This window comes from Streptomyces sp. NPDC004752 (assembly GCF_053601275.1).
Genome location: NZ_JBSGBN010000201.1, coordinates 1 through 12571 on the forward strand (window position 1 = coordinate 1; position 12571 = coordinate 12571).

General features: G+C 74.0%; 11 protein-coding genes. 7 read left to right on the forward strand and 4 right to left on the reverse strand.

Features of this window, described 5'->3' with window-relative positions:
* From ACWEKM_RS43685 to ACWEKM_RS43695, 3 genes are all read left to right on the forward strand, one after another.
* On the forward strand, window positions 1-607 hold a 607-nt coding region (locus ACWEKM_RS43685), incomplete at its 5' end, for a VWA domain-containing protein (RefSeq protein ID WP_451626870.1).
* Window positions 600-1706, forward strand: a complete 1107-nt coding sequence (locus tag ACWEKM_RS43690) for an XdhC family protein (protein ID WP_451626871.1) — start codon at window positions 600-602, stop codon at window positions 1704-1706. The genes ACWEKM_RS43685 and ACWEKM_RS43690, both read left to right, overlap by 8 nt.
* 16 nt (window positions 1707-1722) lie before the next feature.
* Window positions 1723-2349: an SRPBCC family protein gene (locus tag ACWEKM_RS43695; RefSeq protein ID WP_451626872.1), complete on the forward strand. Its 627-nt coding sequence runs from the start codon at window positions 1723-1725 to the stop codon at window positions 2347-2349.
* 102 nt (window positions 2350-2451) lie between these two features.
* Here the strand turns inward: ACWEKM_RS43695 and ACWEKM_RS43700 are convergent, their stop codons facing one another.
* Entirely contained in the window at window positions 2452-2952 is a 501-nt protein-coding gene (locus tag ACWEKM_RS43700) for a metallophosphoesterase family protein (RefSeq protein ID WP_451626873.1), read from the reverse strand.
* Window positions 2953-3153: 201 nt separating this feature from the next.
* On the opposite strand from ACWEKM_RS43700, the gene ACWEKM_RS43705 reads away from it, so the two are divergent.
* Both ACWEKM_RS43705 and ACWEKM_RS43710 read left to right on the forward strand, forming a co-directional pair.
* The gene (locus ACWEKM_RS43705) at window positions 3154-3591 is read left to right on the forward strand and encodes a MarR family winged helix-turn-helix transcriptional regulator (protein WP_451626874.1); all 438 of its coding nucleotides are present in this window, start codon (window positions 3154-3156) and stop codon (window positions 3589-3591) included.
* Window positions 3592-3666: 75 nt separating this feature from the next.
* Entirely contained in the window at window positions 3667-4251 is a 585-nt protein-coding gene (locus tag ACWEKM_RS43710) for a hydrolase (protein ID WP_451626875.1), read from the forward strand.
* 103 nt (window positions 4252-4354) lie between these two features.
* Here the strand turns inward: ACWEKM_RS43710 and ACWEKM_RS43715 are convergent, their stop codons facing one another.
* Together ACWEKM_RS43715 and ACWEKM_RS43720 are read right to left on the reverse strand one after the other, a co-directional pair.
* Window positions 4355-4630, reverse strand: coding sequence for a hypothetical protein (locus ACWEKM_RS43715; protein ID WP_451626876.1), 276 nt, complete (start codon window positions 4628-4630; stop codon window positions 4355-4357).
* A 79-nt stretch (window positions 4631-4709) separates the two neighbouring features.
* Complete coding sequence (locus ACWEKM_RS43720) at window positions 4710-7187, reverse strand: SpoIIE family protein phosphatase (RefSeq protein WP_451626877.1); 2478 nt, start codon at window positions 7185-7187, stop codon at window positions 4710-4712.
* 288 nt (window positions 7188-7475) lie between these two features.
* On the opposite strand from ACWEKM_RS43720, the gene ACWEKM_RS43725 reads away from it, so the two are divergent.
* Window positions 7476-9641 carry a SpoIIE family protein phosphatase gene (locus ACWEKM_RS43725; RefSeq protein ID WP_451626880.1) on the forward strand — a complete coding sequence of 722 codons (2166 nt, stop codon included), beginning with the start codon at window positions 7476-7478 and terminating at the stop codon, window positions 9639-9641.
* An 85-nt stretch (window positions 9642-9726) separates the two neighbouring features.
* Here the strand turns inward: ACWEKM_RS43725 and ACWEKM_RS43730 are convergent, their stop codons facing one another.
* On the reverse strand, window positions 9727-11226 hold the full coding sequence (locus ACWEKM_RS43730; RefSeq protein ID WP_451626878.1) for a S1 family peptidase: 1500 nt from the start codon (window positions 11224-11226) through the stop codon (window positions 9727-9729).
* 980 nt (window positions 11227-12206) lie between these two features.
* Between ACWEKM_RS43730 and ACWEKM_RS43735 the strand changes: the two genes are divergently transcribed.
* Complete coding sequence (locus tag ACWEKM_RS43735) at window positions 12207-12422, forward strand: type A2 lantipeptide (protein WP_451626879.1); 216 nt, start codon at window positions 12207-12209, stop codon at window positions 12420-12422.
* Window positions 12423-12571: the final 149 nt, after the last annotated feature.

The window sequence follows — 12571 nt, forward strand, 5'->3', positions numbered from 1 at the left end:
GTTGCTGCGGCGGCAGGCGCGGGTGCGCCGACCGCGCCGGGTGGTGCTGCTGGTCGACGTGAGCGGTTCGATGGCGCCGTACGCCGACGCGCTGCTGCGGTTCGCGCACGCGGCGGCCCGGCGGGCGCCGACGGAGGTGTTCACGATCGGCACCCGGCTGACCCGGGTGACCCGCGAGCTCGCCCACCGCGACCCCGACCTGGCGATGGCGGCCCTCGCGGCGGCCGTGCCCGACTGGCGCGGCGGCACCCGGCTCGGCGAGCTGCTGCGCGAGTTCCTCGACCGCTGGGGGCAGCGCGGCATGGCGCGCGGCGCGGTCGTGGTGCTGCTCTCGGACGGCTGGGAGCGCGGCGATCCCGAACTGCTCGGGACGCAGATGCGTCGGCTGCACGCGCTGGCGCACCGGGTGGTCTGGGCCAACCCCCGCAAGGCGCGCCCCGGTTACGCGCCGCTGGCCGGGGGGATGGCGGCGGCCCTGCCGAGTGTGGACGCGTTCGTCGAGGGGCACAGTCTGGCTGCGCTGGAGCGGCTGGCGGCCGTGGTGCGCGGGGCGGCGGCACTCGATCCGGCGGGGGCCGCCGGACGGAGAGGAGCGGAGCGTGCGTGAGATTCTTCCGGCGCTGGAACGCTGGTACGCGGCCGGGGTCCCGTTCGGGCTCGCCACGGTCGTGGCGGTCAGTCGCAGCGCGCCGCGCGGGCCCGGCGCGGCCATGGCGGTCGGGCCCGACGACGAGGTCGTGGGCAGCGTGTCCGGCGGCTGTGTGGAGGGCGCGGTCTTCGACCTCGCGCAGGAGGTCGTGGCGAGCGGCGAGGCCCGGCTGGCGACCTTCGGCTACAGCGACGAGGACGCGTTCGCGGTCGGTCTCACCTGCGGCGGCGAGATCACCCTGCTGGTGCGGCCCGTGACACCGGCGGCCGATCCCGTCTTCGGCGCGGTCAGCGCGTCAGTCGCGCGCGGCGAACCCGTGACGGTGGCCACGGTGGTCGACGGGCCCGCGCCGCGCGGCGCCACGCTGGCGGTGTGGCCGGGCGCGGTGGCCGGCACGCTCGGCGCGGCCGGCCTGGACGCGGCGGTCACCGCGGACGCGCGCGGTGAACTGGCCCTCGGCGCCACCGGGTCGAGGCACTACGGACCGCACGGGGAGCGCCGCGAGGACGCGGTCACCGTGTTCCTCCACTCGTTCGCGCCGCCGCCCCGGATGCTGGTGTTCGGCGCGATCGACTACGCGGCGGCGGTGGCCCGGATCGGCGACTTCCTCGGCTACCGGGTCACCGTGTGCGACGCCCGCCCGGTCTTCGCCACGCCCAAGCGGTTCCCGGCGGCCGTGGAGGTCGTCGTGGACTGGCCGCACCGTTATCTGAGCGGCACCGACACCGACGAGCGGACGGTGATCTGCGTCCTCACCCACGATCCGAAGTTCGATGTGCCGCTGCTGGAGGAGGCGCTGCGCCGGCCGGCCGCCTACATCGGGGCGATGGGCAGCCGCCGTACCCATGACGAGCGCAGGAAGCGGCTGGCCGAGGCGGGGGTCACCGCGGACGAACTGGCCCGGCTGCGTTCGCCGCTCGGGCTGGACCTCGGGGCCCGTACGCCCGAGGAGGTCGCCGTGTCCGTCGCCGCCGAGATCGTCGCGCTGCGGTGGGGCGGCAGCGGCGTGCCCCTCACCACGACCGCCGGGGCCATCCACCCGGCGCGCGCCTGCTGAGTGCGAGGAGGAAGTCATGGAGCTGCACCACGAGTTCACCGTCCCCGTCCCGGTCGACGACGCCTGGCGCGCGCTCCTCGACATCGAGCGCATCGCGCCGTGCCTGCCGGGTGCGACGGTGCAGGAGTACGACGGCACGACGGTGACCGGCGCGGTGAAGGTCAAGGTGGGCCCGGTCACCGTGACCTACCGGGGCACCGCTGTCTTCGAGGAGAAGGACGGCACGGCGCACCGGATGGTGCTCGTGGCGAGCGGCCGGGAGACCCGGGGGCAGGGGACGGCCAGGGCCACCGTCACCGGCACGCTGAGCGGGCGGGACGGCGGCACGGCGGTGTCGGTGGACACCGATCTGACGGTGACCGGGCGGCCGGCGCAGTTCGGTCGGGGGGTGCTCGCTGAGGTCGGCGACCGGCTCGTGGGGCAGTTCGCGCAGTGCCTGGCCGAGCGGCTCGGCGAGCGCCCGCAGGCACCCGGCGAGCAGCCGGAACCGCCGACCCCGGCAGAACCGGAACCGCTGGATCTGGTCCGAGCGGCCGGTCTGCCCGTGGCCAAACGGGCGGCGGGCGCGGCGGCGGCGCTGGGCGTACTGCTGCTGGTGTACGCGGGGGTGCGCCGATGCCTGCGCTCCCGGCACCACCGCTGACCCCCCGCACGAGAGCGCCCCAAAGGGCGCGGGGAACTGCGCGCCCAGCCACAACGGCGCCGCAGCGGACCGACGACACATAGCGGCTCTCCCAGCGGAGCGTTACCGTCGGGGCAGCCGGTGGAGCGTCACGTCCGTGAGTGCGGCATCGGCGAGGGTCGCCGTGAGGTACGTGCAGTGGGGCTGACGGCGGCGGTCGGTGGGCGAGCCGGGGTTGAGCAGGCGCAGGCCGGTCGGGGCCGTGCTGTCCCAGGGGATGTGGCTGTGACCGAAGACCAGGACGTCCAGGTCGGGGAAGCGGGCTGCGCAGCGCGCCTCGCGGTTTGCGGCGGGCCCGGTCTCGTGGACGACGCCGAAGCGCAGGCCGCCGAGTTCGGCATGGGCCACTTCGGGGAGGCGGGCGCGCAGCTCGGGTCCGTCGTTGTTGCCGTACACCGCGACCAGCCGGCGGCTGTGGCCCTCCAGCAGGTCCAGGGTGGCGGTGTCGACCCAGTCGCCGGCGTGGAACACCACGTCGGCGTGCGGGAGTTCGGCGAGCAGCGGCTCCGGCAGCCGGGCGGCCCGCCGGGGCAGGTGAGTGTCGGACATCAGGAGCAGGCGCACAGGGGCAGCGTAGGGCGGCGCGCCCCGGCGGGCCGGACGGCGGGCCTCGCGGGGGCCCGCCGGTGATGTCACGCCAGTCAATCCATCAGCGAACTTGAGCAATTCGATCTAAACAGTTAGACCTGAACAGTTCGAGTTGAACAGCCGTAACTGAACAGCTGGAACTGGACAGTTTCGGCTGAACTATCTAGGGTGCTCGTCATGGCCGACATCTCCGACTCCGCCGCCCGGGCCGCGCGCGACCTGCGCGTGGTGTTCAGCCGACTGCGGCGCCGCATCCGGGAGGTCGCGCAGGACGCCGACCTCACCCCCTCCCAGGAGTCCGCGCTCACTCTGGTGGGCAAGCACGGCGCGGCCACCGCCAGCGCCCTGGCGTCCGCGGAGGGCGTGCGGCCGCAGTCGATGGCGGCCACCCTCGCCGGGCTCGACCAGCACGGTCTGATCCGCCGCGCCCCCGACCCCGACGACGGCCGCCGGCATCTGGTCACCCTCACCGACGCGGGCCGGGCCCGCGTCGCGGGCAACCGGCAGGCACGCGAGGAGTGGCTGGCCCGGGCCTTCCAGGACCGGTTCACCGAGGACGAACGCGGCACGGTCCTTGAGGCCCTGACCCTCCTGGAGCGGCTGTCGCGGCAGTGACGCCGAGGATCACCCGGAACACCCCACGCGCCACACCCCGAGCACGTCCCGAGCGCGCCCCGAAAGGACTCACCGATGGCACTCACCGCCCTCGACCCCCGCACCGCCCTCGTCGTGATCGACCTCCAGCGCGGCATCGCCGCCGCGCCCACACGGCCGTACACCGGCCCCGAGGTGGTGGCCCGCTCGGCACAGCTGGCCGACGCCTTCCGGGACCGGGACCTGCCCGTGGTCCTGGTCCGGGTCTCCTTCGCCCCGGACTGGGCGGACCGGGTCCCCGGCCGCACCGAGCACCAGGAGTCCGGCCGCGCCTACCCCGAGGGCTGGGACACGATCGTCGACGAGCTGTCCGGCCACCCGGGCGACCTCCACGTCACCAAGCACAACTGGGGCGCATTCCACGGCACCGACCTCGACCTCCAGCTGCGCCGCCGGGGCGTCACCCAGATCGTGCTGACCGGCATCGCCACCAGCATCGGCGTCGAGTCCACCGCCCGCGCCGCGTACGAGCACGGCTACCACGTCACGGTCGCCAAGGACGCCGTCGCCGACATCACGCCCGAGGCGCACACGAACAGCGTCGAGCGGATCTTCCCGCGGCTCGGTGAGACGGGCACGACGCAGGAGATCCTTCAGCTCCTGGCCAAGACCCACGGCTGACCACCCCCTGCCCCTGGCCGGTCCTCGGTGACGGGCGGTCGCCGCCCCCGCCGAAGACCGGGTCGACATTCGGCAACGCGCGCGCACCACCGGGGCGACGGTGCTAATCCGCCTCCGGTTCGGCCGCCTCCCGCTGCACCTCGGCCTCGATGTCGGTCAGCGACCGCCCCTCGTCGCGGGCGTACTCGCTCAGCGCGGTCTGCAGGTCCCGGGCCAGGTCCCGCCAGGCCCGCACGGCGGTCTCGTAGGTGTCCGCCTGAGTGGCGGTCAACTGGGCCTCGGCCGGGGGGCCGTAGGTGTCCCGCAGTTCCTGTACCTGGGCGTGGGCGGCGTCGGCCGCGCGCTGCTTGGCGACGAGCTCTTCGAAGGTGTGCGACACGGCATGGACCCTAGGCACGGCTCGTGCACCGCGCCCCCGCGACCTGCGGGCGGGGCCCGCACCGGTACCCGTGTGGCGGTCAGCCGCCGAGCAGCAACTCGGCCCACACCTGTTTGCCGCCGCCCGCCGGTACCGTCCCCCACACCGCCGACATGGCCTCCACGAGCAGGATGCCGCGGCCACCGGTGGCCTCCCAGCCGAGGCTGGTGGGTTTGACGGGGGTACGGGGCGAGGCGTCGGCGACGGCGACGCGGAACCGGTGGTTGATCAGCGTGAGGTCGAGGCGCACCTGGCCGTCGGTGTGCACGAGGGCGTTGGTGACCAGTTCGGAGACGACGAGGAGCACGGCGTCCCAGGTGTGGGCGGGCAGCCCCCAGGAGCGCAGGGTGCGCCGGGTGAAGCGGCGGGCGTGCCGCACGGCCTCGGGCACCCGCCACACGGTCCAGCTCTCGCGTCGCGGGCGTACGGCCATGCCGTCGTAGCGCATGAGCAGCAGCGCCACGTCGTCGCCGCGGTGGGCGCCGCCGAGCAGCGCGTCGGCGACCTGGCCCAGGTCGGCGGGGTCGGCGGCGGCCAGCTCGCGGGCGAGCCGGTCCAGTCCCGCGTCGATGTCCTCCTCGGCGGACTCCACCAAACCGTCGGTGGTCAACGCGAGCAGGGTGCCGGGCCGTAACCCGAGCGGGGTCATCGGGAAGTCGGCCCGGGTCACCACGCCGAGCGGGGGTCCGCCCGCCGCCTCCACCACCTCTGTGCCGCCGTCCGGGTGACGCAGCACGGGCGGCAGATGACCGGCCCGCACGCACCAGGCCGAGCCCTCCTCCATGTCGACGTCGACATAGCAGCAGGTGGCGAAGAGGTCCGTCTCCATCTCCATCAGGAGCCGGTTGGCGTGCGAGACGACCACGTCGGGCGGGTGGCCCTCGGCCGCGTAGGCGCGCAGCGCGGTGCGCATCTGGCCCATGAGGGTGGCGGCGCCCGCGTTGTGGCCCTGGACGTCGCCGATGACGAGGGCGACGTGGTTGTCGGGCAGCGGGATCACGTCGTACCAGTCGCCGCCGACCTCCAGGCCGGCGGTGGTGGGCAGATAGCGGGCGACGGCGACCGCGCCGGGCAGCCGGGGCAGTCGGCGCGGCAGCAGGGTGCGCTGCAACATGCCGACCAGCTCGTGCTCGGCGTCGAAGGCGTGGGCGCGCAGCAGGGCCTGGCCGGCCAGGCCCGCGGAGGCGGTGAGCAGGGCGCGCTCGTCGGGGCCGACGTCGTGCGGGCGGTCCCAGCCGATGAGGCAGGCGCCGGCCATCCGGCCGCCGGCGGGCAGCGGCAGCACGGCCAGGCCGCCGGGCCCGACCTCGGCGAGGGCGGGTTCCAGGGCGCTGCCCGCGGGCCAGATCTGAGCGCGGCCCTCGCGCAGGGCCGCGGCCAGGGTGGGCATGGAGCGCACCGGGGCGTCGGGCCACTCGGTGCGCCACTCGGTGCGCCACAGCTCGGGCCATGCCTCCGGTTCGGGCGGGTCGAGGAGGGTGACCACGAGCCGGTCGTTCTCCAGCTCGGCAAGGGCGATCCGATCGGCCTGGAGCGGTTTGCGCAGGGCGGCCACGACGGCCTGGCCGACGTCCTTGACGGTGCCCGCGGTGGCGAGGGACGCCGCCAGGCGCTGCACCCGGGCCACGTCGGTGACGTCGGGGCGGAGCGTGGAGACGTCCGCGACGGTGCCGACGAGCCGGGCCGGCCGGCCGTCGCCGCCGGGCAGCAGCCGACCGCGCAGCCGCAGCCACCTCGGCGGGCCGGAGGGCTGCAGGATACGGAACTCCAACTCGCGTTCGCCGAGGGACATATGGTCGGCCTCGACGACGGACATCAGCGCGGGCAGGTCCTCGGGCACGGTCAGCCCGAGCAGCGTCTCGACCTTGCCGTCGAACGTGCCCAGGCCGATGCGGAACAGCTCCAGGATCCGCTCGCCGACCTCGACCCGGCCGGTGTCCATGGCCAGGCTGAAGGCATCGGCGGGTAGCTCGCCGGTGTCCTCGGGGCAGGCCGGGGCGGGCCGGGCGATCGCGTCGGCGATCAGGGCGAGGCAGGCACGGTCCTCGGCGTCGAAGCCGCCGGGGCTCTCGGTGGCGGCGAGCAGCACGCCGTCGCCGTGCACCGGGAGGGCGGCCACGCAGAAGTCCGGGGACGGGGTGCGGCGTGCCTCGGGCGAGCCGGCCAGCTCGTCGGGGCCGAGCCACCGCGGGTGCCCGGTGCGATGGGCCTCGGCGGCCGGGGAGCGGCCGGGGACGGGATAGCCGTCGCGCAGTCCGTACAGCGTGCGCGGCAGTCCCGCCGACTCGGTGAGGCAGAGCAGGGTGCCGTCGTCACCGAGGGTGTACAGGCCGGCGAAGGCCGCGCCGGCGAGGACGAGGGCCTGTTCCAGGACGCGGCGGGGCCGGTCGGCGGTCCGGGGATCGGCGGTCCGGGGATCGGCGGTCCGGGGATCGGCGGCGAGCGCTTCGAGGGCGGCTTCGGCACGCTCCGTCCTCGTTCTGCGTACCGCAGCGCCCTCACTGACCACGTCCGCCATTACAGCGCTAATGAGGCGCCCGCGCAGCCCCTACGACCGTTCCGTGATGCCACACGCACCCGGTCGCCGGGCCCGGCATCCGGACCGGCATCCGGACCGGCATCCGGACCGGGAACGTCAAGGTGCCGAAGGCGGCGTCCTCCGGGCGGGGCGGTCGGGGGCATAGGGGCGGGGAAAAGTGGTACCCGGCGGTTCAACCGGTCCGGCGGTCCGGTGTTGTGGCATGCCCCCGCGGGGCGGCGTTCGCCATGCGCCGGACGCCACCACGATGCAGCCTTGACCCGTGGGATGCGCGGCGCGCCGCGCAAGGAGGTGGTCGCCGTGTCCGACGGGCGGACGCCCCCGCAGGCCGCGTCCGACGCAGGGTCCGGCCGGCCGCTGCTGTCGCTCGCGCTGGCCGCGATGATGGAGGACGTCGAGGCCCATTCCGGCGCGGTCTACCTGCTGGCCCCGGACGAGCCGGTGCTGGAGATGGCGGTGAAGGCGGGGCTGCCCCGGGCGTTCGCGGCACCGTGGGAGCGGGTCGGGCTGAGCGCGCCGATCCCGGTGGCCGATGCGGTCCGCGACGGTCGGCTGGTCTGGGTGGGCGGCGAGGAGGACATGGCGCGCCGCTACCCGTGGATCTCCGTGGTCCTCCCCTACTCCTTCGCCCTGGCCGCACTGCCCCTCGCCACGGCCGACGCCACCTACGGCGCGGTGTATGTGACCTGGCCGGCGGCACATCCGCCGGACCTGTCGGACCGGGAGCGGGAAGATCTGACGCGGTCCTGCGGCCGACTCGCGGCGCGGCTGGAGCAGATCGCGCGGGAGAACCGCCCCACACCCCCCGAACCCGACGTGCTGGCGGCGCCGGTGCCGGACGTGGCGGGCACACCGGCGACCGTCGAGGCGGCGCGGATGGTGGCCCGACTGCCTTACGGGCTCGTGTCGTTGGATCTGCACGGCCGGGTGGGCTTCGCCAACTCCGCGGCGGCCGAACTGCTCGGCGTCGCCGCCGAGGATCTGCTCGGCACCCAGCTGTGGGCCTCGGTGGCCTGGCTCAACGATCCCGGCTACGAGGACCGCTACCGGGCGGCGCTGATCAGCCAGCACATCACGTCGTTCGTGGCGCTGCGCCCGCCGGGAGACTGGCTGTCCTTCCGGCTGTACCCGAGCACGACCGGGCTGAGCGTGCGCATCGGCAGGGCCCGCGCGGTGGCGGAGATGGCGCGGCACGCGCCGCGCAACGAGAGCCCGTCCCGGCTGGTCACCATTTCGCAGATGCTGAGCCTCGCGGGCGCGCTGACCGAAGCGGTGGGTGTGCAGGACGTGGTGCAGCTCGTCGCGGACGAGATCTGCCCGGCCGTGGGCAGTCAGGCCCTCGTCCTCCTCGGGGAACAGGCCGGGCGGCTGCATGTGCTGGGGCACCGCGGATACCCGGACCCGCACATCGTCGAGCGGTTCGACGGCGTGTCACTGACGGAACGCACCCCCGGCACACACGTCCTGCGCAGCGGGGTGCCGGCCTTCTTCGAATCACGGCAGCAGCTGGAGCACCTGTATCGGAGTCGGCACGAGACCCCGGACGGCTTCGCCGCCTGGGCCTATCTACCGCTGATCGCGTCCGGGCGGCCGGTGGGCACCTGTGTGCTCGCCTACGCGCAGCCACATGTCTTCCCCGCGGACGAGCGGGCCGTGCTGACCAGCCTGGGCGGGCTGATCGCGCAGGCCCTGGAGCGGGCCCGGCTCTACGACGCCAAGAACCAGCTGGCGCACGGGCTGCAGGCGGCCCTGCTGCCGCACTCGCTGGTCCGGCTGCCCGGCATCGAGGCCGCCGCCCGCTATCTGCCGGCCACGCAGGGCATGGAGATCGGCGGCGACTTCTACGACCTGGTGCCGACCCGGCCGTACGCGGCGGCGGTGATCGGGGACGTCCAGGGACACAACGTGACCGCGGCCGGACTGATGGGGCAGATCCGTACCGGGGTACGGGCGTTCACCACCGGGGGCCAGTCGCCCGCGCAGGTCATGAGCAGCACCAACCGGCTGCTCATCGACCTGGGGGCCGAGCTGTTCGCGAGCTGTCTGTATCTGCGGCTCGACCCGGCACGCGGGCGGGCCGTGATGGCGCGGGCGGGGCATCCGCCGCCGCTGCTGAGACGGCCGGACGGCCGGGTGCGGGTCCTGGACCTGGCCGGTGGTCCGCTGTTGGGCATCGACACGGCGGCGACGTATCCGACCACGGAGATCGGGCTGACACCCGGTTCGCTGCTGGCCCTCTACACCGACGGCCTGATCGAGTCGCCCGGCATCGACATCGAGGACGCCCTGGCCGACCTGGGGGAACTGCTCGCCATTACGGGCGACCAGCCGTTGGAGTACCTGGCCGACGAGGTCGTACGGCACAGTGTGGCGGCGCACGAGCGGGTGGACGACGTGGCGGTGCTGCTGCTGCGGGCGCGGCGGGACGGCTGAGCCACGGCAGGCGCGCGACGCGGCCCGGCCCTCCCACCGGAGGGCCGGGCCGTCCACCGTCGGCCGGAACCGCGGGTGAGGCCGATCAGTGGATCCTGGAGCGGGACGCCCCGGACTGCGCCCCGGTGCCGGACTGGTCACTGGTGCCCGACTGGTCACTGGTGCCCGACTGGTCGCCGGTGCCCGACTGGTCGCCGGTGCCGGACTGGTCGCCCGCGCCTGCCTGACCGCCGCCTATCGAGTCACCCGCGCCGGGCGGGTCGCCCGCGGACGCGGACGGGTCGGCAGCCCCGCCCACCCCGTCGCCGCCCGCCTGCTCGCCGCCGCCGTTCTGGTCACCGGCACCGCCGGCGTTCTGGTCACCCGCGCCACCACCGTTCTGGTCACCCGCGCCACCGGCGTTCTGGTCACCCGCGCCGCCGTTCTGGTCACCCGCGCCGCCGGCGCCGAGTGTCGCGCCGGTCGCCTGGAGGGCGGTGGTCACCGGCTGGAAGAACGTCTCGCCGCCGCTGGTGCAGTCGCCGCTGCCACCGGAGGTGAGGCCGATCGCACTGCCGTCCTGGGTGAACAACGGCCCGCCGCTGTCGCCGGGTTCGGCGCATACGTCCGTCTGGACCAGGCCGGTGACGGTGTCCACGCCGGCCGGGTCGGTCTCGCTCTGGAAGTTCACGGTCGCATCCAGCCCGGTGACCGTGCCGTCGTGCAGACCGGTCGTCGAACCCATCCGGAGCACCGCTTGGCCGACGGTGGCGTCGGCGGCCTGGGCGATCTGCACCGACTGACCGCCGCCGACGTTGACGTCGCTGGGCGCCTGCGTGGTGGCGTCATCGTAGGTGACCAGCGAGAAGTCGCCCTCGCCGGGGAAGGTCGCCTGGTCCACGGTGGCGATCGGCTGACCGGTCTCGGAGTCGGACCAGTTCTCGGCGGCGGCCCCGCAGTGACCCGCCGTCAGGAAGGCCGGACTGCCGTCGGACGCGGTGACGTTGAAGCCGAGGGAACAGCGGACGGCGCCGCCCTGCACCTGGGAGAAGATGGCGTCACCGCCCGAGACGAAGGTCTTGAAGGTGCCCGCGGACTTCTTGATGGTGGCCATGCCGGAACCGAGGCCCTGGACGGTCGACTCCAGCCTGTCCCACTTGGCGCCGGTCACCGTGCTGTCGGCGGTCACCAGGATCCGGTTGGTCCGCGGGTCGACGGCCCAGGAGGTGCCGGGGATGGTCGCATCGGTCCGCAAAGTCCGTGCGGCGGACTCCAGTTCGGCGGTGCTGTTGTCGACCTCGCGGACGGCCGCGCCGGCCTTCTTCGCCTGGATGATCACGTTGTTGTCGCCGTTGACCACGTTGACGACGAGCTGCCCGCTGCCGCTGTCGTAGTAGGCGCCGGCGAAGGCGTCGCCGAGCAGACCGCGCAACTGCGCGGCGAGGTCCGAGGCGTCGGCCGCCTTCAGGGTCCGGGGGGCCGGACCGGCCGCCGCGTCGTCCTGGGATGCGTTGGCGTTCGGCAGCAGAAGGGCCGCCGCTCCGAGCGCCGCGACACCGCCCACCGCAATCGCGGCCTTGCGCTTCGGAATTCGCTTGTGACTCAAACTTCTCGACCTCCTGGGGACGGGGTCTCTGCCGCTGTCGGGCAGTGGATCGGGGGGCGCCTGGTTGGCCCTATGTACGGACGGATCGTGCGGCGCGTTCAATCGCGCGGGCCAACTCGCCGTACGCAGAGGCGAATCGGCCACGCCGCGCGGGTCGCCGGGCGGGCCCGGGACCAATCCCCCATCGGACGACGGCCACCGCCGAAGCGGACGAGTTCCGCTCCGCCGACTTCACGCCCGGACTGCCCGATGGCTGCCCGATGGGTGCTCGATGCGTGCTCGATGCGTGCTCGATCTCGGGCTGTCGGTCGAGACGGTGGGCGAGGACCGTGCCGTACCGCGTCCGCCCTGGTCGACACGGCTGCCCCGGGAGGGCAGCGGACCGTCAGGCGCTGACGGCCGTCGCCGACACCGCGGATGGCAGGCGCGGACGTCACGCCGACCGACGAGGACCCGGGCCGGGCACGTGCGCGGCCCCGGGCACACACCCGGCCCTGGCGAGCACGGTGTACGCGCTTTTGGGCCGATCCGGCCGACACGCTCGGTCTCCTGTCGATCACCGTCCGTTCCGGACGGTCGGCGGAATCTCTGGTTCCGGAATCTGCACATCGGTTGCCCAAGCGGGTCACGGGAACCGGCGCATCTGCACAATCGCGCGCCCCCCTCCCGCACCTTTGGCGCAAAGTGCCGGAATCCACGCGACGGCGGCAAGCGTTCCCGTGCACCGATGCCGCACGGCATGTGAAGGAGTCACCGACAAGCCGTGCCCGCACCTGCACCGCACAAACCCCTCCCGTCCCCAAGTGCCCAGGTGGGGACGGAGATTGATTGGAAGGACGAGCCGCGTGCGTGCTTTGATCCGACGCACCGCGCAGGTCCTGCGGGGCTCCCGGAGACGGGCGCCCGCAGCCCATGGCCGCGGCCGTCCCCAGAGGGGGCCGCTCTCCCCCTCATGACCATCCATAGAAGGGAAGTTCCCCATGAACTCCACCCCCCAGGTCGACACCGTCGAGATCTCCGACGCCGAGCTGGACAACGTCTCCGGTGGCCTCGCCCTGGACGCCGTCGGCACCGCCACCGGCCTGGTCGACGGCGTCGTTCCGGTCTCCGGCGCGGTCAACACCGCGGTCGGCACCGTCGAGGGTGTCACCGGCCAGAGCACCCAGCCGGTGACCAACCTGGCCGCCGGTCTCTGATCGCAGCCGGTCGCCGGAGAGGCCCGGGGCCCTCCGGCCGCTCCGGGTCACTCCCGGGTCGCAAGGTACCCCTGCCAAACTAAACGCCCAGGTGTGGGAAGTTACGTTCAGTTACCCCAACAAGCCCACCCCCAGCAACAGTAGCCCCA

Bases quoted from the DNA above. Each gene is read 5' to 3' on its own strand.
- ACWEKM_RS43695 (WP_451626872.1), top strand. From the start codon at position 1,723: ATGGAGCTGCACCACGAGTTCACCGTCCCCGTCCCGGTCGACGACGCC.
- ACWEKM_RS43705 (WP_451626874.1), top strand. From the start codon at position 3,154: ATGGCCGACATCTCCGACTCCGCCGCCCGGGCCGCGCGCGACCTGCGC.
- ACWEKM_RS43710 (WP_451626875.1), top strand. From the start codon at position 3,667: ATGGCACTCACCGCCCTCGACCCCCGCACCGCCCTCGTCGTGATCGAC.
- ACWEKM_RS43720 (WP_451626877.1), bottom strand. From the start codon at position 7,187: ATGGCGGACGTGGTCAGTGAGGGCGCTGCGGTACGCAGAACGAGGACG.
- ACWEKM_RS43725 (WP_451626880.1), top strand. From the start codon at position 7,476: ATGCGCGGCGCGCCGCGCAAGGAGGTGGTCGCCGTGTCCGACGGGCGG.
- ACWEKM_RS43735 (WP_451626879.1), top strand. From the start codon at position 12,207: ATGAACTCCACCCCCCAGGTCGACACCGTCGAGATCTCCGACGCCGAG.